The 18,828-nt window shown below is 64.5% G+C and carries 21 protein-coding genes; 15 read left to right on the top strand and 6 right to left on the bottom strand.

Going from position 1 to position 18,828, the window contains the following annotated elements:
* Positions 1-16 precede the first annotated feature (16 nt).
* Positions 17-463 (bottom strand): SRPBCC family protein, encoded by a 447-nt coding sequence (locus tag ACIPUD_RS18515; RefSeq protein WP_018455582.1) that lies wholly within the window; start codon positions 461-463, stop codon positions 17-19.
* Positions 464-647: 184 nt separating this feature from the next.
* On the opposite strand from ACIPUD_RS18515, the gene ACIPUD_RS18510 reads away from it, so the two are divergent.
* The 3 genes from ACIPUD_RS18510 to ACIPUD_RS18500 all read left to right on the top strand — a co-directional run bounded on the left by ACIPUD_RS18510 (position 648) and on the right by ACIPUD_RS18500 (position 3,322).
* Positions 648-2,003 carry a 3-carboxy-cis,cis-muconate cycloisomerase gene (locus ACIPUD_RS18510; protein WP_247337359.1) on the top strand — a complete coding sequence of 452 codons (1,356 nt, stop codon included), beginning with the start codon at positions 648-650 and terminating at the stop codon, positions 2,001-2,003.
* Between the two features lie 36 nt (positions 2,004-2,039).
* Positions 2,040-2,822, top strand: coding sequence for a 3-oxoadipate enol-lactonase (gene pcaD / locus ACIPUD_RS18505; protein WP_018455580.1), 783 nt, complete (start codon positions 2,040-2,042; stop codon positions 2,820-2,822).
* 107 nt (positions 2,823-2,929) lie between these two features.
* Entirely contained in the window at positions 2,930-3,322 is a 393-nt protein-coding gene (locus tag ACIPUD_RS18500; protein WP_085351059.1) for a carboxymuconolactone decarboxylase family protein, read from the top strand.
* Here ACIPUD_RS18500 and ACIPUD_RS18495 read toward each other — a convergent pair.
* On the bottom strand, positions 3,284-3,820 hold the full coding sequence (locus ACIPUD_RS18495; RefSeq protein ID WP_018455578.1) for a hypothetical protein: 537 nt from the start codon (positions 3,818-3,820) through the stop codon (positions 3,284-3,286). The two genes, ACIPUD_RS18500 and ACIPUD_RS18495, sit on opposite strands and share 39 nt — an antisense overlap.
* A gap of 338 nt (positions 3,821-4,158) precedes the next feature.
* On the opposite strand from ACIPUD_RS18495, the gene ACIPUD_RS18490 reads away from it, so the two are divergent.
* The 5 genes from ACIPUD_RS18490 to ACIPUD_RS18470 all read left to right on the top strand — a co-directional run bounded on the left by ACIPUD_RS18490 (position 4,159) and on the right by ACIPUD_RS18470 (position 9,249).
* A complete protein-coding gene (locus ACIPUD_RS18490) occupies positions 4,159-5,076 on the top strand; it encodes an ABC transporter permease subunit (protein ID WP_018455577.1) in 918 nt (305 codons plus the stop codon).
* Positions 5,077-5,087: 11 nt separating this feature from the next.
* A complete protein-coding gene (gene livM, locus ACIPUD_RS18485) occupies positions 5,088-6,407 on the top strand; it encodes a high-affinity branched-chain amino acid ABC transporter permease LivM (protein ID WP_018455576.1) in 1,320 nt (439 codons plus the stop codon).
* Positions 6,404-7,237, top strand: a complete 834-nt coding sequence (locus tag ACIPUD_RS18480) for an ABC transporter ATP-binding protein (protein ID WP_018455575.1) — start codon at positions 6,404-6,406, stop codon at positions 7,235-7,237. Before livM ends, ACIPUD_RS18480 begins: the two co-directional genes overlap by 4 nt.
* Complete coding sequence (locus ACIPUD_RS18475) at positions 7,234-7,974, top strand: ABC transporter ATP-binding protein (protein WP_018455574.1); 741 nt, start codon at positions 7,234-7,236, stop codon at positions 7,972-7,974. Before ACIPUD_RS18480 ends, ACIPUD_RS18475 begins: the two co-directional genes overlap by 4 nt.
* Positions 7,975-8,130: 156 nt before the next feature.
* Complete coding sequence (locus tag ACIPUD_RS18470; RefSeq protein WP_018455573.1) at positions 8,131-9,249, top strand: branched-chain amino acid ABC transporter substrate-binding protein; 1,119 nt, start codon at positions 8,131-8,133, stop codon at positions 9,247-9,249.
* A gap of 81 nt (positions 9,250-9,330) precedes the next feature.
* On the opposite strand, the gene ACIPUD_RS18465 is transcribed toward ACIPUD_RS18470, so the two are convergent.
* Positions 9,331-9,717: a response regulator gene (locus ACIPUD_RS18465; protein WP_085351056.1), complete on the bottom strand. Its 387-nt coding sequence runs from the start codon at positions 9,715-9,717 to the stop codon at positions 9,331-9,333.
* 240 nt (positions 9,718-9,957) lie between these two features.
* Between ACIPUD_RS18465 and ACIPUD_RS18460 the strand changes: the two genes are divergently transcribed.
* From ACIPUD_RS18460 to ACIPUD_RS18450, 3 genes are read left to right on the top strand one after another with little or no spacing between them, the layout of a single operon-like run.
* The gene (locus ACIPUD_RS18460) at positions 9,958-12,768 is read left to right on the top strand and encodes a PAS domain S-box protein (protein WP_162496426.1); all 2,811 of its coding nucleotides are present in this window, start codon (positions 9,958-9,960) and stop codon (positions 12,766-12,768) included.
* A 58-nt stretch (positions 12,769-12,826) separates the two neighbouring features.
* The gene (locus ACIPUD_RS18455) at positions 12,827-13,822 is read left to right on the top strand and encodes a P1 family peptidase (RefSeq protein ID WP_018455570.1); all 996 of its coding nucleotides are present in this window, start codon (positions 12,827-12,829) and stop codon (positions 13,820-13,822) included.
* A gap of 49 nt (positions 13,823-13,871) precedes the next feature.
* Positions 13,872-14,084 (top strand): KTSC domain-containing protein, encoded by a 213-nt coding sequence (locus ACIPUD_RS18450; protein WP_085351054.1) that lies wholly within the window; start codon positions 13,872-13,874, stop codon positions 14,082-14,084.
* 12 nt (positions 14,085-14,096) lie between these two features.
* On the opposite strand, the gene ACIPUD_RS18445 is transcribed toward ACIPUD_RS18450, so the two are convergent.
* Positions 14,097-14,891, bottom strand: a complete 795-nt coding sequence (locus ACIPUD_RS18445) for an EF-hand domain-containing protein (RefSeq protein ID WP_446481292.1) — start codon at positions 14,889-14,891, stop codon at positions 14,097-14,099.
* 250 nt (positions 14,892-15,141) lie between these two features.
* Here ACIPUD_RS18445 and rpe point away from each other — a divergent pair, with 250 nt between their 5' ends.
* The 4 genes from rpe to ACIPUD_RS18425 all read left to right on the top strand — a co-directional run bounded on the left by rpe (position 15,142) and on the right by ACIPUD_RS18425 (position 16,527).
* A complete protein-coding gene (gene rpe, locus ACIPUD_RS18440) occupies positions 15,142-15,843 on the top strand; it encodes a ribulose-phosphate 3-epimerase (protein ID WP_446481291.1) in 702 nt (233 codons plus the stop codon).
* Between the two features lie 149 nt (positions 15,844-15,992).
* Positions 15,993-16,133 carry a hypothetical protein gene (locus tag ACIPUD_RS18435; RefSeq protein ID WP_162847284.1) on the top strand — a complete coding sequence of 47 codons (141 nt, stop codon included), beginning with the start codon at positions 15,993-15,995 and terminating at the stop codon, positions 16,131-16,133.
* 4 nt (positions 16,134-16,137) lie between these two features.
* On the top strand, positions 16,138-16,314 hold the full coding sequence (locus tag ACIPUD_RS18430; protein ID WP_162847283.1) for a hypothetical protein: 177 nt from the start codon (positions 16,138-16,140) through the stop codon (positions 16,312-16,314).
* A 21-nt stretch (positions 16,315-16,335) separates the two neighbouring features.
* Positions 16,336-16,527, top strand: a complete 192-nt coding sequence (locus tag ACIPUD_RS18425; protein WP_085351052.1) for a hypothetical protein — start codon at positions 16,336-16,338, stop codon at positions 16,525-16,527.
* Positions 16,528-16,551: 24 nt separating this feature from the next.
* On the opposite strand, the gene ACIPUD_RS18420 is transcribed toward ACIPUD_RS18425, so the two are convergent.
* Both ACIPUD_RS18420 and ACIPUD_RS18415 read right to left on the bottom strand, forming a co-directional pair.
* A complete protein-coding gene (locus tag ACIPUD_RS18420) occupies positions 16,552-17,976 on the bottom strand; it encodes a bifunctional serine/threonine-protein kinase/universal stress protein (RefSeq protein ID WP_247337350.1) in 1,425 nt (474 codons plus the stop codon).
* Between the two features lie 6 nt (positions 17,977-17,982).
* Positions 17,983-18,723 (bottom strand): metallophosphoesterase family protein, encoded by a 741-nt coding sequence (locus ACIPUD_RS18415; protein ID WP_085351051.1) that lies wholly within the window; start codon positions 18,721-18,723, stop codon positions 17,983-17,985.
* Positions 18,724-18,828 lie beyond the last annotated feature (105 nt).

The raw sequence follows: 18,828 nt of genomic DNA, 5'->3' as shown, positions 1-18,828 counted from the left end.
CTTGAGGTGTTGGCCTTCAGCCCTGTACCGCCTTGGCGAAGTTCGCGAAAAATTCGTCGGCCAGTTTCTTGGCGGCGCCGTTGATCAGACGCTGGCCGAGCTGCGCCAACTTGCCGCCGATCTGCGCCTCGACCTCGTAAGACAAAAGCGTGCCGCCGTCCTTCTCCGCAAGCTTGACCACGGCGCCACCCTTGGCAAAGCCGGCCACCCCGCCCTCGCCTTCGCCGGAGATCTTGTAGCCGTTCGGCGGGTCGAGATCGGACAGCGTGACCTTGCCCTTGAAGCGCGCCGACACCGGACCGACCTTCATTTTCGCCGTCGCGCGAAAGCCGCCATCGTCGGTCTTCTCCAGCTCCTCGCAGCCGGGGATGCAGGCCTTCAGCACCTCGGCATCGTTGAGCTTGGCCCACACGGCCTCGCGCGGCGCCGCAAGCTGGACTTCGCCGTTCATCGTCATGGCCATTGGGTGCCTCCCGGGATACCGAACTTGGATCGCGCAACTATAATGCAGCTCAAGTACCGCACGGAGGCGGCAAAAGAAAGGGTGGCCCTCGGTCACGTGCAATGCATATTCGCAACTGCAAAAAGCTTGCGCCGCCGGTTTGGGATTGGCACAGGCGGGTCATGGTGGTTAGGTCCCGCACAATATGAGCACATCCCTCTCCCCCCTGCTCGCGCCGATGCTGTCGAGCGTGGCCATGCGCGCGGTCTGCGACGACCGGTCGACCCTTCAGAATATGCTCGATTTCGAGGCAGCCCTCGCCCGAGCCGAGGCGGCCACGGGTGTGATTCCCGCGTCCGCGGTGGGCCCGATCGAAGCCGCGTGCAAGGCCGATACCTTTGACATGGCTGCGCTGGCCGAGGCCGCGACTCGATCCGGCAATCTCGCGATCCCCTTGGTCAAGACTCTGACCGCCAATGTCGGCAAGGGCGACGCCGAGGCCGCACGCTACGTGCATTGGGGCGCGACCAGCCAGGACGTCATCGACAGCGCGACCATGCTCACGCTTCGCGCCGGCATCGATGCATTGGACGCCGATCTCAGCCGCGCCATCAAGGGCTTTGCCGCACTTGCGCGCAGTCATCGCAACACGGCAATGGTGGCGCGAACCTGGCTCCAGCACGCCCTGCCGATGCCGTTCGGACTGAAGGCCGCCGAATATGCCGCAAGCCTTGCCCGCGCCCGCTGCCGCCTCAGGCGGCTGCGCCGCGAGGGCCTCGCACTGCAATTCGGCGGCGCGGCCGGCACGCTTGCGGCACTTGGCGACAAGGGGCTCGTCGTTTCAGAACGGCTGGCGCAGGAGCTGAACCTGCCATTGCCAGAAGCCCCCTGGCACACCCACCGTGACCGCATCGCGGAAGCCGCATCAGCCTTCGCGATTCTCGCCGGAAGCTGCGGCAAGATCGCGCGCGACGTCTCGCTGCTGATGCAGACCGACGTCGCAGAGGCGTTCGAGCCCGCCGGGGAAGGCCGCGGCGGCTCCTCGACCATGCCGCACAAGCGCAACCCGGTCGCAGCCGCAAGCGCGCTCGGCTGCGCGACCATGGCGCCTCAGCTCGCAGCGACGATTTTTGCCGCACAGGTGCAGGACCACGAACGCAGCGCCGGTCCCTGGCACGCGGAATGGCCGACGCTGCCGCAATTGATGCTGGTCACCTCCGGCGCGCTTGCCGCCATCGTCGACATCGCCGAGGGTCTCGATGTCGATGCCGCGCGCATGCGCAGCAATCTCGATGCGACGCACGGGCTGATCATGGCGGAAGCGGTTACCTTTGCGCTGGCCGAGACGATGGGCAAGAGCGATGCGCATCATCTGATCGAGGCCGCGAGCAAGCGCGCGGTCGCCGAGAAGAAGCATCTGCGCGAGGTGCTCGCAGCCGATTCGCATGTCACTGCGCATCTTTCGCCGGACAAAATTGCGGCGTTGCTCGAGCCGATGGCCTATCAAGGCGCTTCCCAAGCCCTGATCGATCGCCTGCTCGACAGCCTCGAACGCGAATAAAGCAGTCCTGCGCGCAAATAAAACGGAGACGCCCGCATGCCCATGATTGATGCCGACGGTTGCCTGATCAACGTCTCCGTCGAGGGCCGCGACGGCGGGCCGACGCTGATGCTCTCGAACTCGCTCGGCTGCACGCTGCAGATGTGGGAGCCGCAGATGAAGGCACTGACGCAGATATTCCGCGTCATCCGCTACGACCGCCGCGGCCACGGCAAGTCCAACGTTCCGCCCGGCCCCTACACCATGGAGCGCTTCGGCCGCGACGTGCTCGCCATCCTGGACGACCTCAATATCGAAAAAGTGCACTGGTGCGGCCTGTCGATGGGCGGCATGGTTGGGCAATGGCTCGGCGCGAACGCGCCGGAGCGCTTCGGCAAGCTCATCCTCGCCAACACCTCCTGCTACTACGCCGAGCCGACCAAATGGCTCGAGCGCATTGACGCGGTGAAGAAGGGCGGCATCGCCGCCGTCGCCGACGCCGTTATCGCCGGCTGGCTCACCCAGGATTTCCGCGAGCGCGCGCCCGACATCACCGCCAGGATGAAGGAGATGCTGCTGGCCTCGCCGCTCGAAGGCTATCTCGCCTGCTGCGAAGCGCTGTCGACGCTCGACCAGCGCGCGTTGCTGCCGAACATCAAGAACCCGACACTGGTGATCGCCGGCCGCCACGACATGGCGACGCCGATTTCGGCGGGTGAATTGATCCGCTCAAGCATTCCCGGCGCGAGCATGACCATCATTGACGCCGCCCACATTTCCAATGTCGAGCAGCCGCACGCATTCACCGACGCGGTCGTGGGCTTTTTGACGCAACGCTAGCCACAACCGTCGTTGGGAGCACAGCGATGCAACCAGAAATCCGTCTGCCGTGAGAGACTGGATTGCTTCGTCGCTTCGCTCCTCGCAATGACGAAGGAGGAAACAGCATGGACGACCAGAAACGCCGCGATGCCGGTATGAACGTGCGCCGAAAAGTGCTGGGCAATGCCTGGGTCGACAAGTCGATCGCGGGTCGCAATGCATTCAACACCGATTTCCAGGACATGATCACGCGCTACGCCTGGGGCGAGATCTGGACGCGGCCGCATTTCGACGAGCGCACGCGGCGGGTGCTGGTGATCGGCACCATGGTTGCGCTTGGGCAATGGGATGAATTCCGCCTGCATGTGCGCGCGGCCCTCGCTGAGGGTGGCTTCACGCCCAACGACATCAAGGAAATCCTGCTGCAGCAGGCGATCTATTGCGGCGTGCCGGCGGCGAACCACGCCGTCAAGGAAGCCTCAGCGATTGTGCAGGAGCTCGGCCTGCTCAAGACCTAGCGGCGGGGTGGCCTCGACGGGCTTCTGAACGATCTTGGGCGCCGCCGCGGGCCGCTCGATCACCACCACGATGGCGGCACCGAGCAAGAGCAGAAGTTCGGTGGCGTGCAGCCGCAGCGCGGCCATCTCGCCGACCTTCGAGGCCATGATCATGCTCGCAAACGAGATCAGGCTGCCGATCGCAAGCGCAATGCCGAGCGCTTCGTCGCTGCCGCCGTTCTTGCGGATACGGGGGATGCAGAGCAGCGCAAGGTAGATCGCAAAGAACGCCACCACCGTTAAGCGCCCCAGCGCCAGCAGCCAGGCGGCGCGCACCGTGTCCATCCCCGCCATCTGGAGATGGTCGCTGAGGAAAAGAGCGACTGCGACGCTCGGCCGCTCATAGAGGCCGTGCACCGGCGCCACCATGATGTTGAAGGCAACGAGGGTCCAGGTCGGGATGAAATAGGCCGCCAGAAGTGCGCCGTTGACCGAACCGATCCGCCAGTTTCCGAACATGCCGCTTCCCGCTTCGTTTGGCCGCGCCTTCGATGAAAGGCTCTGCCGGGAGCTAACTCGCATCAGACTGTGGCGGCAATTTAAACCCTTTGTTTACCTTAACTGCCTCCCGACAGGCATCCGATGGCGCTGACGGAGCCGGTTCCGCCCATTGCGGGGGAACCGGAGCGCCAAATGATCTCTGTAAAAGCCTTGATGCGGAGGCGAGGCCGGTTGCAGCCGCCAGTTCCCTCCTGTTACAAAACGAGAATGCTTAAGGGCTGCCGGGGCCCGAGAAGAAACCAGCACTCTCTCGAAGAGCTCCCTTTGAGCCGCGTCAGATTTGGGTACGGCAGCCTATGGATTATTTCGCCCAGCAGCTCATCAACGGTCTCGTGCTCGGCTCGATCTACGGGCTGATCGCGATCGGCTACACGATGGTCTACGGCATCGTCGGGATGATCAACTTCGCCCATGGCGATGTCTTCATGATCGGCGGCTTCATCGCCCTGATCACCTTCCTTCTGCTGGTCTCGACGGGCCTGACTGCGGTCCCGGTGATCCTTTTGATCGTGATCCTGGTCTCGATGGCGATCACCGCCCTGTATGGCTGGACCATCGAGCGCATCGCCTACCGTCCGTTGCGCCACTCCTTCCGCCTCGCGCCGATGCTGTCGGCGATCGGCATGTCGTTCGTGCTGACCAACTATTCGCAGGTGGCGCAAGGCGCGCGGGTGAAGCCAGTGCCGCCAGTGATCACCGGCGGCTATACGCTGCACGAGAGCGCCGATGGCTTCGTCATCCAGCTCTCCAATATCCAGATCGTGGTGGTCATCACCACCATCGTGCTGCTGGCGATCTTCACCTGGCTGGTGTCGCGCACACGGCTCGGGCGCGACATGCGCGCCTGCGAGCAGGACCAGACCATGGCGGCGCTGCTCGGCGTCAACGTCGACCGCACTATCTCCATGACCTTCGTGATCGGCGCTGCGCTCGCCGCAGTGGCCGGCCTGATGTACCTGCTCTATTACGGCCTGGTCGATTTCTTCATGGGCTTCGTCGCCGGCATCAAGGCGTTCACCGCGGCCGTACTCGGCGGCATCGGCTCGCTGCCCGGCGCCATGCTCGGGGGGCTCGCGATCGGGCTGATCGAGACGTTCTGGTCGGCCTATTTCTCGGTCGAATACAAGGATGTCGCCGCGTTCTCGATCCTGATCGTCGTGCTGATCTTCATGCCGACCGGCCTGCTCGGCCGCCCCGAAGTCGAAAAAGTCTGACGGTCGCGCGCGTGAAAGCTCCCTCGATCAATACCGCCAAAACCGCATCGGGCATCCCCGCTCTCCTGAAGACCGCCTGCGTCAACGCACTGATCGCGCTGGTGCTGTTCTCGCTGATGGTCGGCGTCCGCACCGAAGCCGGTTCCGACGGCCAGCTCACCTATTGGACGCGCTTCGGCGAGGTCGCCTCCCTCGTCGCCGCGGTATTCGGCGGCTCGATCGTGCTCGAGCTGCTCAAGCAATGGATCGGTCCGACCGGCGCCGAGAAGCTGGTGCCGCCGGCGGTGCAGAGCGGAATGTCGTTCCTCGGCCGCTATCTCGCACCGGCGCTTCTGATCTTCACCCTGCTGGTGCCTGTGATCTTCTATGACCAGCGCTACATCCTAGATCTCGCCATCCTCGTGCTCACCTATGTGATGCTGGGCTGGGGGTTGAATGTCGTGGTCGGGCTGGCTGGCCTGCTCGATCTCGGCTATGTCGCCTTCTATGCGGTCGGCGCCTATTCCTACGCGCTGCTTGCGACCAATTTCGGCTGGTCATTCTGGATCTGCCTGCCGCTAGCGGGCGTCCTCGCCGCATTCTGGGGCGTGCTGCTCGGCTTCCCCGTGCTGCGCCTGCGCGGCGACTACCTCGCGATCGTGACGCTCGCCTTCGGCGAGATCATCCGCCTCGTCATCATCAATTGGCAGGATCTGACCGGCGGCCCCAACGGCGTCTCCAGCATTCCCCGCCCCTCTTTCTTCGGCATCCCGCTCGACAATAGCGACAACGGCCTCGCAGCCAGGCTCGGCATCGAATATTCGCCGACCCACCGCATCGTCTTCCTGTTCTACCTGATCCTGGCGCTCGCGCTGCTCACCAACTGGGTGACGATCCGGCTGCGCCGCCTGCCGATCGGCCGCGCCTGGGAAGCCCTGCGCGAGGACGAGGTCGCCTGCCGCGCGCTCGGCATCAACACCACGACGACCAAGCTCACGGCATTCGCGACCGGTGCGATGTTCGGCGGCTTTGCCGGCGCGTTCTTTGCGACCCGCCAGGGCTTCATCAGCCCGGAATCCTTCACCTTCCAGGAATCGGCGCTGGTGCTCGCCATCGTCGTGCTTGGCGGCATGGGCTCGCAGCTTGGCGTCGCGCTCGCAGCGCTCGCCATGATCGGCGGTTTCGAACTGTTCCGGAGCCTCGAGAGCTATCGCATGCTGGTGTTCGGCATGGCCATGGTGCTGATCATGATCTGGCGGCCGCGCGGCCTGATCGGCCATCGCGCGCCGACCGTGTATCTGACCAAGGCCCACGCGATCTCATCCGACCTCGTCAAGGAGGGGCACGGATGAGCCGCGACCAGATTCTCGAGGTCGACCGGCTCACCATGCGCTTCGGCGGCATCGTCGCGGTGCAGGACCTGTCGTTTGCTGCCGAGCGGAAGAAGATCACCGCGCTGATCGGACCCAACGGTGCCGGCAAGACAACGGTCTTCAACTGCATCACCGGGTTCTACAAGCCGAGCGGCGGCGCCATCCGCCTCGGCCATGACGACGGCAAGGTGATCGCGCTGGAGCGGCTGAACGATTTCCGCATCGCGAAGCAGGCCAAGGTCGCCCGCACCTTCCAGAACATCCGCCTGTTTCCCGGCATGACGGCGCTGGAAAACCTGATGGTGGCGCAGCACAACGCGCTGATGCGCGCCTCCGGCTTCACCTTGCTCGGGCTCATTGGCGCGCCCGTCTACCGCGACGCCGAGAAGCGCGCGATTGATCTCGCCACCGACTGGCTCAAGCGCGTCAATTTGCTCGATCGCGCCGACGATGCTGCCGGTAATTTTGCCTATGGCGACCAGCGACGACTCGAGATCGCACGCGCGATGTGCACCGAGCCCGCGCTCTTGTGCCTGGACGAACCCGCCGCCGGCCTCAATGCGCGCGAGAGCGCCGCCCTGAGCGAGCTGCTGCTGTCGATCCGGAACGAGCTCGGCACCTCGATCCTGCTGATCGAGCACGACATGTCCGTGGTGATGGAGATCTCCGACCATATCGTGGTGATGGACCACGGTGTGAAGATCTCTGAAGGCTCCCCGCGCGAGGTTCGCGACGATCCGAAGGTGATCGCCGCCTATCTCGGCACCGATGAGGAAGAGGCGGCGGCCGTGATGGAGAGCGGGTCGTGACGTCGCCCACTGCCCTGCTCGCGATCCACGGCCTTCGCGCTGCCTACGGCAAGATCGAGGCGCTGAAGGGCGTTGACCTCGAGATCAATGCCGGCGAGATCGTGGCGCTGATCGGCGCCAACGGCGCCGGCAAATCGACGCTGATGATGACGATCTTCGGCAAGCCCCGCGCCCGCGCCGGCCAGATCCTGTACGAAGGCCGCGACATCACCGAAGTGCCCACCCACGAGATCGCGCATTTGCGCATCGCGCAATCGCCGGAAGGCCGCCGCATCTTCCCGCGCATGAGCGTGGCGGAAAATCTCCAGATGGGGGCGGACGCCACCGAATGCACCGACGCCGAACGCGAGGTGACGCTACAACGCGTGTTCACGCTGTTTCCGCGGCTGAAGGAACGCTACGGCCAGCGCGGGGGAACCCTGTCTGGCGGCGAGCAGCAGATGCTGGCCATCGGCCGCGCTTTGATGAGCCGCCCTCGCCTGCTCCTGCTTGATGAGCCCTCGCTCGGTCTGGCGCCGCTGATCGCGCGCCAGATTTTCGATGCGATCCGCACTCTGAACCGGCAGGACGGCCTGACCGTGCTGATCGTCGAGCAGAACGCCAACCACGCGCTCAAGCTCGCCCATCGCGGCTATGTCATGGTCAATGGCCTGATCACCCTGGCCGGGACCGGTGCCGAGTTGTTGCAGCGCCCCGAGATTCGCGCCGCCTACCTGGAAGGCGGCCGGCACGGCTGAGGCCGCCAAGGCGAACCCGTGCGGCCGAATTTGGCGATATCTCTGCCAATGCCCGTATTTTGCCGGTGACTTCTCCTCGAATTCATTCAAGAATGGCGCCGGTTTGAACCGGGCATGCCCGGTAACTTCCACAGGCGACCACCCTCGAGGTATCTCATGAAATCACTGAAGCTCATCGGTCTGGCATTCGGCGCATCGATCGCGCTGTCGAGCGCGGCATTCGCGCAGGATGTCACCGTCGCAGTCGCAGGTCCGATGACCGGCGGCGAGTCCGCCTTCGGCCGCCAGATGAAGAACGGCGCCGAGATGGCCGTAGCCGATATCAACGCCGCCGGCGGCGTCAACGGCAAGAAGCTCGCGTTGTCCGTCGAGGACGACGCCTGCGATCCGAAACAGGCGCGCTCGATCGCCGAGAAGATCGCCGGCGCGAAAATTCCGTTCGTGGCCGGGCATTATTGCTCGTCCTCGTCGATCCCCGCGTCGGAAGCCTATGCCGACGGCAACGTGCTCCAGATTACTCCCGCCTCCACCAATCCGAAGTTCACCGATAGCGGACTGTGGAACGTGGCGCGCGTCTGCGGCCGCGACGACCAGCAGGGCCTGGTCGCCGCCCAGTTCATCGCCAAGAACTACAAGGGCAAGAACATCGCCATCCTCAACGACAAGACCACCTACGGCAAGGGTCTTGCGGACGAGACCAAGAAGGCGCTCAACAAGGCCGGCGTCACCGAGAAGATGTACGAGTCCTACAACAAGGGCGACAAGGACTTCAACGCGATCGTCTCGCGGCTGAAGCGCGACAACATCGATCTCGTCTATGTCGGGGGCTACCATCAAGAGAGCGGCCTTCTCCTGCGCCAGATGCGCGACCAGGGCCTGAAGACCGTGCTGATGGCCGGCGACGCACTCGCCGACAAGGAATACGCCTCCATCACCGGCCCGGCCGGCGAAGGCACGCTGTTCACCTTCGGCCCCGATCCGCGCAACAAGCCGACCGCGAAGAAGATCGTCGAAGCCTTCAAGGCCAAGAACATCGACCCCGAGGGCTACACGCTCTACACCTACGCAGCGATGCAGGTTTGGTCGGAGGCGGCCAAGAAGGCCGGCACCACCGACGCCAAGAAGGTCATGGCAGCCATCAAGGCCGGCAAGTGGGATACCGTGATCGGGCCGATCGAGTATGACTCCAAGGGCGATATCAAGCAGCTCGACTACGTCGTCTACAAATGGGACGCCAAGGGCGGCTACGCCGCGATCAGCGGCAACGGCACCTAAGCACGCTTGCCGGGGCCTGAAGGCCTCCTCCAATCATCATCGCGCCCCGGCTCGCCCGGGGCGTTTCTTCCTGCGTCAGGATCAGACTGCTGCTTGTATCGCGCCGTCCACCGCGCCTTGGGCCTTCCTCAGCGCTTCAAGAAGATCGTTCGGCCGAAACGGCTTTTGCAGGCAGACCACGCTGGCGAGGTGGGGCGATTGTTCCATGAAGTCCAGCGCCGTCATCCCCGACACGGCAACGACCGGGAGGCTCGGTGCAAGCTCGCGCAGGGTCGTGATGACCTCGACGCCACTGGTATCGCCGAGGAAAATGTCCACGATTGCCGCGTCGAAGCCGACCTCGGTGAAGGCTTTCACCCCGGCTGCGCCGCTGTCGGCCTCAACGACCTCATAACGGTTGACGCGCAGCACGATCGCGACCATCGCACGGACGTCCTTCTGGTCGTCGATGATGAGAACGCGGGGCATAGGGAACAACTCCCGGATCCTGAAATCAAAATGCCTGGTTCAAACCTGGAACCCGCAGCTGCGGGAGAGCATTATTGCACCATCCAGTAAAGCGCATCTTACCCGATCCCCGGTGCGCGTTCCCCCCATAATTAAGTAAACTGTAACCTTCGGTTGAGTCGCAGTGGGTTTTGTCATGATGCGTGCCCAGAACCCGCTACCATGGGCAGAAATTGATTGGGCCAAATGAGATTGGCGAAGATGCTCAAAACCGATCTGCGCGAGCTGCACGTGTCTGCGACGACCGATCGAAGCACATTCCTTTCGACGTTGCCGGCTACCCCGAAGGACCGCACCGCAGCATTGGCGATCGTGGGCGTCTCGTCGATCCTGTTCGCAGTGGCCGTGCCCTTCGCGGGTATCCCGCTACTGCCCGTGCCAGCCTTCGTCGCCAGCTATCAATCCGCCCTTGTGGTCGCGGACATTGTCACCGCCGTCCTGCTGTTGTCGCAGTTTGCGGTGCTCAGGACCAGCGCGCTGCTCGTGCTCGCGACGGGCTATCTTTTCACAGCCGCCGCGGCCGTGGTCCATGCCCTCACCTTCCCCGGACTTTTTTCGCCGACCGGGCTGCTGGGGGCCAACCAGCAGACCACGGTCTGGCTCTACATGATCTGGCACGGCGGCTTTCCGCTCTGCGTGCTGGCCTACGCCTGGCTGAAGGAGGCCGACGGCGGCGCCCGGATCACGGGCTCGGCAAGCAAGGCGATCTACGCCAGCGTGGTCGGCGTCGTCACGATCATGATCGTCTTGACCTGGATCGTCACTGCGCAGCACGACCTGCTTCCGGTCCTGCTGCGCGATGGCGGTTACACGCAGATCATGATCGGCGTGGTGTCCTTTGTCTGGTCCTTGAGCTTCGCCGCGCTGGTCTCGCTGTGGTTCCGCCGTCCGCATTCGGTCATCGATGTCTGGCTCATGGTGGTGATGTGCGCATGGCTGTTCGACATCGCGCTGTCGGCGATCGTCAACGTGGCGCGCTTCGATCTCGGCTTCTACGCCGGTCGTGTCTACGGCCTCTGCGCGGCGACCTTCGTGCTCGCGGTGCTCCTGATCGAAAATGTCCGCCTTCAGGCGCATACGCTGGGTCTCGTCGGCAGGCTGCGCCAGCAGTCGGCATTGGATCGCGACTATTATGGCAAGCGCCTTGCCCTGTACGGCGCCGTCGTCGAATCCGCCAATGATGCCATCATCACGAAGACGCTCGACGGTGTCATCACGGGCTGGAACAAGGCCGCCGAACATCTGTTCGGCTATGCCGCCGCGGAGGCCATCGGGCAGCCGATCGACATCATCGTCCCGGAGGACCGCAAGGCCGAGGTCAGGGGTATCCTGAACCGGGTCGGCGGCAACGAAACGATCGCACAGCACGAGACGGTCCGGATCCGAAAGGACGGCCGGCGGGTCGACGTCGTCCTCAATGTTTCTCCGCTGAAATCAGCCAACGGACAGATCATCGGCGCTTCCAAGATCGCCCACGACATCACGGAAGAGAAGCAGGCACGAGAAAAACTGCGCCGCGAGGTCGAGGAGCGGCAGCGGATCTTCGAGACCTCACAGGATCTGATCCTGGTCACCGACGGTTTTGGCAATTTCATCCAGGTCAGCCCGAGCGTGAAGACCATTCTCGGCTTGAATCCGGAAGACATGATCGGGCACAGCGCCACCGAGTTCATTCATCCCGATGACCTCCAGAAGACGCGCGACGAGATGCGCGCGGCGCGGCGTGGCGCGGTCAAGCGCAGCTTCGAGGCGCGCTACTACCACTACGACGGTCACGAGGTCACGCTGAACTGGATGGGCACCTGGTCCGAGCCGGTCAAGCGCCATTTCTTCATCGGCCGCGACCTCACCGAGAAGCAGGCGGCCGAGGCGCAGTTCAGGCACGTCCAGAAGATGGATTCGATTGGTCAATTGACCGGCGGTGTCGCGCACGACTTCAACAATGTGCTGACCGTCATCACCGGCACGATCGGAATTTTGGCGGACGCGGTCGCTGACCGTCCCGAGCTCGCCGCCATCACCAAGCTGATCGACGACGCCGCCGAGCGCGGCGCGCAACTGACCAAGCATCTGCTCGCGTTCGCCCGCAAGCAGCCGCTCCAACCGCGCGAAATCGACGTCAACGCATTGACGCTCGAGGCCGCAAAGCTCCTGCATCCCACGCTCGGCGAGCAGATCACCATCATGCCGCAACTCACCGAGGATGCGTGGCCGGCACTGATCGACCCGGGTCAGCTTTCCACCGCGATCCTCAACCTCGCGCTGAACGCGCGCGATGCGATGCCCGACGGCGGAACGCTGGTGCTGGAGACGCGCAACATCTTCCTCGACGACGGCTATGCCAGCATGAATCCCGACGTGGTGGCCGGCAATTACGTCATGATCGCCGTCAGCGATACCGGCTCCGGAATCCCGCCGGAGTTGATGGACCGGGTGTTCGATCCCTTCTTCACCACGAAGGAGGTCGGCAAGGGCACCGGCCTCGGGCTCAGCATGGTGTTCGGCTTCGTCAAGCAGTCCGGCGGACACATCAAGATTTACAGCGAGGAAGGCCACGGCACGAGCGTGAAGATTTACCTGCCGCGCTCGAGCGGCGTGCAGGAGACCGAATTCGAGGCGCTGCAGAACGCGCCCGTCACCGGCGGCCACGAGAAGATCCTGATCGTCGAGGACGACGCGCTGGTGCGCCAATATGTCGTGACCCAGATCAAGAGCCTCGGCTATACCGCCCTCGAAGCCGCCAACGCGGCCGAGGCCCTCGTCATCATCGACGCCGACAAGGACATCGACCTGCTATTCACGGACGTCATCATGCCCGGCAACATGAACGGCCGCCAGCTCGCCGACGAGGCGGCTCGCCGCCGCCCCGACCTGAAGACGCTGTTCACCTCGGGCTACACCGAGAACGCCATCGTCCACCACGGGCGGCTCGATTCCGGCGTGCTGCTGCTGGCAAAGCCCTACCGTAAGTCCGAGCTCGCCAAGATGCTGAGGACCGCGCTCGCGGGTTGAGCCTGCGGCATCCCTGCGATATCGCTGAAGCGAGCGCCTTTCAGCCTGCGGAGCCGCCTTGAAAAACCTTCTCACCGATATCGCCGGCGTCCGCGTCGGCCATGCCGAGGATGCGAAAATCGCCACTGGCACGACCGCGATCATCTTCGACGCCCCCGCGGTTGCGGCCATCGATGTTCGCGGCGGCGGACCCGGCACGCGCGAAGACGCGTTGCTCGACCTCGCCAGCACCGTCGATCGCGTTGACGCCATCGCGCTGTCCGGCGGCTCCGCCTTTGGAATCGACGCCGGCGGCGGCATCCAGGCCTGGCTCGCCGAACAAGGCCGCGGCTTGCGGATTCGCGAGGCGGTGATTCCGATCGTGCCTGGCGCAATCGTTTTCGACTTGCTCAACGGCGGCGACAAGGCCTGGGGACGCTTCGCGCCCTATCGCGACCTCGGCTACGCCGCAGCGTTGGCCGCCAGCGACGATTTCGCACTGGGCAGCGTCGGCGCCGGCCTCGGTGCCACCACCGCGACCTTCAAGGGTGGACTGGGGTCGGCCTCCGCGGTCCTGGCCAATGGTATCAAGGTCGCCGCGATCATGGTCGTCAACGCGGTCGGCAGCACAACCGTTGGCGAAGGGCCTTGGTTCTGGGCTGCGCCCTTCGAGGAGAACGGCGAGTTCGGCGGGCGCGGCCTGCCGTCCACGTTCACACCGGACATGCTGGCGATGCGCATCAAGGGCGGACCCGCCGCGAACGCGCGCGAGAACACCACGATCGGCGTCGTTGTCACCGATGCCACGCTGACCAAACCCCAGGCCAAGCGGCTTGCGATGATCGCGCATACCGGGTTCGCCCGTGCGATCTATCCGGTGCATGCCCCGACCGACGGCGACGTGCTGTTCGCCGCCGCAACGGGCGAGAAGCCGATCGAGCCGCTGGTCGGCCTTACCGAGCTCGGAACGATCGCCGCCAACGTGGTCGCACGCGCCATCGCTCGCGGCGTCTACAATGCGACGGCCCTGCCCTTTGCCGGCGCAATGCCGGCGTGGAAGGACCGGTTCGGATAGAAACGAAACGGCTGACACGGCGTTACCCTGGCCGACAAGGTGCACCGCCATGCCGTCTTCCGTGATCCGCTTTTTCCGCTACGCCCCCGATAGGCGCGAGCTGACGGTGACTTTCGTCAGCGGACGCGTCTATGTCTACGCGGACGTTCCGCCCGAGGTCGCCGCCGCGCTCAAGAATGTGCGCTCAAAGGGTACGTTCTTCAACCGCGAAATCCGTGATCGGTATGTCTATCGTGACATCACGCACGAATATGCAGGCTAGCCGTGAGCAAGGTTACACGCTCATCGACATCGATGAACCGACAGCCGCTGAGGCGCCTTGTCCCTGCCCGCCCTGCCGCTGCATCAACTGCGCGAACAGATCGTACGCCGAATTACGGGAGCTGGAGGCGCCCGGGACCGTCGTCGACATCTTGAAGCCGTCGGCATAGGTGACAGTGGTGGTGGTCGAACCGTCGGCGCCGGTCGTCGAGGTCGAGGTCGAGCCGCCGCTGGACCGCGAGGAGGAACCCGAACCGCTGCCGGAGGCATCGCCCGCGCCTTGCGCGTGATGGTGACCGTGATGGCCGCCCTTCAGCGCCTTCGACATCTCGTTGAGGCTGACGCTGCCGTCGGTATTCGAATCCAGCTTCGAGAAAACGTCGTCGGCCTGCGCGAGATTGGTGCCGCCGGCGCCGAGCGCATTCTCGAATTCCGACTTGGTGATCTTGCCGTCGCCGTCCCCATCGATGTGCGAGAACAGATCCTTCAAGGCGGCGTCGCGGCGCGTCGAGGAGGAGGACGTCGAACTCGACGAGGTCGAGCTGGCGGCGCTGCCGGTGCTGTCCGAGGATTGGCTCTGCGCAGCGAACAGCGCGTTCATCGTCTCCGGCGAGATCTGCGGGGTCTTGCCCGCATTGACCGACGAGGCCGCGCCGGTCGTGCTGTTGCTGCCGCTCTCGATCGCGAACGGATTGGTCGCGGGCTTTTGCGAGGATCCCGTCTTCTGCGTCGACGAGGACGATTTCGAATTCGTCAGCGACTGGATCGCGTCGAGTGCGCTCGATACGGCCCCAAGAGCAAACAACATTGCACAACTCCAACCGATGCGGCATGCCGCGGCCAATGTTCTGTTCAGGTGAAGTCAGCAAGCGCCGTGCCAGCGCAAAAAGCTCAATGAAATCCGCTTTCACCGCACTTTGCACGGCCCGGAACACCGGCAATTCATGCCGGTCGCGGCAGAAATTTCCGCCCACAGGAAGCACGCCGCCCCTGCATTGCCCGGCTGAGAGGCCCATGTTAGGCGAGTCCATCTTCCACGGCCGCCACGGGAAACCGCCATGACCCAAGCCTTCGCTCCCCGCGCCCTGGCAATCGCGCCCTCGATCCTGGCCTCGGATTTCTCCAGGCTCGGCGAGGAGGTGCGCGCCGTGGACGCCGCTGGAGCCGACTGGATCCATCTCGACGTCATGGACGGGCACTTCGTTCCCAACATCTCGTATGGCCCCGACGTCATTAAAGCGATGCGCCCGCACACCAAGAAGATCTTCGACGCGCATCTGATGATCTCGCCCTGTGACCCCTATCTCGAGGCCTTCGCGAAAGCCGGCTGCGACCACATCACCGTGCATGCCGAGGCCGGTCCCCATCTGCACCGCTCGCTTCAGGCGATCCGCGCACTCGGCAAGAAGGCCGGCGTTTCGCTCAATCCGGGCACGTCGATCAGTGCGCTCGAATACGTCCTGGACCTGGTCGACCTCGTGCTGGTGATGTCGGTCAATCCCGGCTTCGGCGGCCAGGCCTTCATCCCCTCCGCGATCGGCAAGATCCGCGACATCCGCGCCATGACAGCGGGCCGGCCGATCGATATCGAGGTCGATGGCGGCGTCGGGCCCGACGTCGCAGGTCCCCTGGCTGCGGCCGGGGCCAACGCCTTCGTCGCCGGCACGTCCGTGTTCAGGGGCGGCACGCAGGATGCCTATAAGACCAACATCGCCGCAATCCGCAACGCCGCCGCGGGTGCACGCGGCGAGGCGATCTGAGGGCCCGCTCGACTCCGCAGACGTGCGGCCTCTACGGGTGTTGCGGCGCGTAATGCCTAAATTTGCAACTTGATCCGTACTCCTCCGGGCTTCCCTGATTCGCGCAAATCACCGCAAGTGATTCTTGCCTGTTTTCGCGGGAGCACATCATGACGACGACCCTGGTCTGGACTGGCGTGGCGTTGTGGCTTGGTTTTTGTGCGTTTGTTGTGTTTGGTCCATCGGCCGGACCGGTGAAGGTCTCGGTACGCTCGGCCCGCATCGCTCGTCGCGACTGGTATCGGGCCTGACCCCATGCAGATCGCGCTCGTGAAACGTCAGCCGAAGCGCCGGTGCCGCATCCCGCGGCGCCCACATCCTGACCTCGATTTTTTCTTCGGTCGGCTCGAACGCACCGAAGGCGAGATGCGCGACGACACCGGGCCCGAGATGGACCTGGATCACCCGCTCCGGTCACCGCGCCGGCATTGAATTCTTTTCTGGACCAAGCTCATGAAGCCGCATTGCCCGAACTGCCTCAAGGAAATGACCAAGGCATCCGCGTCGCGTAACCTGTTCAACTGCGAGCCGTGCCGCGAGATCATCCAGTTCTTCGGCGGCAGCGCGGATCACTGCGAGCCCGGCCCGCAATTCTCCTGGCCGATCCGTCGCAAGCGCTCCGTCCACACCGCTCACGCGGCCTGAGCCTCCAGGATCCAGAGCGCGGCCCTATCCGGCCTCCTCGCCCGCATCCGCAGCCATTCGCGGCGGCCGTACCACGGTGACGGTGCAGGCCGCTTCCGAGGCCACCTTGGCCGAGACGCTGCCGAGCAGCGTGCGCCTGAACGAGCCCTGCCGCGCGCCGATGATGACGTGGTCGACGTGGTTGACCTCGCAAAACTCCAGGATGGCCGCCGCGGGATCGACGGCTTCCAGCACGTGAGCCGAGAGCCGGCTCTCATCGAGCTTGAGCGGCGTGGCCCAGTGTCTGAGCGCCACCAACCGGTCGATATGCTTGTTGGAGCCCTGCTCATCCAGCGTCCTGTCAATCGCGATGCGGTTGAGCCTCAGCACGTTGAGACAGGCGAGCCGCGCCGACGGCAGCGTGGCGAGAATACGCTCGGTGGTGACGCGCAACGCTTCGTTCAGCTCGGGGGCGCCTTCCACCGTGTCGAGCGCGACCGCGAGGATCGGGCTTGATGCGATCTGGGCTGCGACATCCGATTTCGCGCGCGGCTGCATGACGCCCTGGTTGAAGCGGCGCCGCCAAGCGAAGCTTAACGGGTCGCGCTTCATCCGCTCCGAGCGTGTGGTGAGCCTGATCTGGTCCGGATGGGTCAGATCGAAGGCGAGCTGCGACGCCGTCGGATAGCGCCGCACCGGCTCGATCTCGAGGCACCGCAGCACCACCTCCTGGAGCCAGGGCGGATAATCAGCGCGCAAGCCGCGCGGCGGGTGCGGATCGCGCCAAAGCCGGCGCCGCATCGCACGCAGTGTCTCGCCCTCGCCGAACGGCCGCTCGCCGGTCGTGAAGAAATAGAGCAGCACGCCCAGCGAGAACAGATCGCTGCGCGGATCGTCGCGCACCCCTGACAACCGTTCTGGCGCCATATAGGGCGCGGTGCCGTAAGGCAGGCGGAATTCCTCCTGCAACAGGTCCGGCAGATGGTTGTGATGCGACAGGCCATAGTCGATCAACACCGCCTCGCCGCTCTCGCGGAACATGATGCTGCTCGGCTTGATGTCGTGATGGATCACGTTCTGCCGGTGCAAATCAGCAAGCCCCGTTGCGATCCTGGCGACGAGCTGCCGCGCCTCGTCATACGGCAGCGGCAGGTCGGGCAACCGCTTGTAGAGCGTGGTCCCGGAGATGCGCTCGATCACGACATAGGCCTGGTGGGCGAAATCGCCGGTGCCGAAACAGGAGGGCACGTGCGGACCCGCAAGCCGCGGCAGGATCATCATCTCCATCTCGAAGGAGACGATCGCCGCGGGGTCCTCGCCCTCCGACACCCGCGGAATTTTCATCAGCAGCGGCACGTCGAGGCCGGGACGGGTGACGGTCCACAGCGTCGCCATTCCGCCGGCATGAACGCATTCGCCAATCGTGTAGCCGTCGATCTCTGCGCCCGATTTGACGAGGGGTTTCGGCATCGGCCTCTAACGCCCCTGCGACAGTCGGTCGGCGAGCCAATGCGGCAGGCCGTTCTCGCGGATCCGGTTCGCGGCCGTCTCGACGTCGTAGGGCGCGCGGCAATAGGTGATCTGGCACGAGACCGTGTCGAACAGCGCGAAAGCCGCGGATGGATCGCCATCGCGCGGCTGGCCGACCGAGCCGAGCACCGCAAGCCATTGCCGGCCACGCAGCAGCGGTACGGAGACGTCAGTCTTGGGCACGAGTCCCGACATCTTCGCCGTCACCGACATCGAATAGATCGCCGGGCGGTGGATGTGGCCGCAGAACGTGACATGAGCCGGCGTCGCGATCAGGCTCTTGGCTGCGTCGGCGGTCGATCGGACATAGTGCCAGCTTCGGGGGCTGGAGGCTTCCGAATGCACGAACAGGCGATCGCCGTCCTCCACCAGCATCGGCAATTCCGCCAGGAACCGCCGCTGCGCGGTGTCGAGCCGGCCGCGGGTCCATTCGATCGCGATTTGCGCCTCGGCATTCATGGTCTCGGCCGAGGAATTCACCGCCTGGTCATGATTGCCGCGCACGGCGACGGCGCCTTGGACAACCAGCTCCATCGCGGTATCCACCACCCATTCCGGATCGGCGCCATAGCCGACGAAGTCGCCAAGCAGGATGAAGCGCTCGGCGCCACGCGCCCGCGCGACTTTCAGGCACGCCTCGAACGCCTGCCGGTTGCCGTGGATATCCGAGAAGACAGCGAGAAGCACGCACCCTCCACCCTCGAACCTTATTGGGAGCCGATAAGGCTAAATTGAGGGAGGTCAAGAACATGCGCCAGCGGCGCGCGGTTTGCCAGCACTGCCCTGTCGCGA

The sequence above is a fragment of the Bradyrhizobium sp. CAR08 genome (assembly GCF_052871955.1).
The sequence above is the reverse complement of the archived record's forward strand: the minus strand, read 5'-3'. Positions and strand labels throughout refer to the sequence as shown.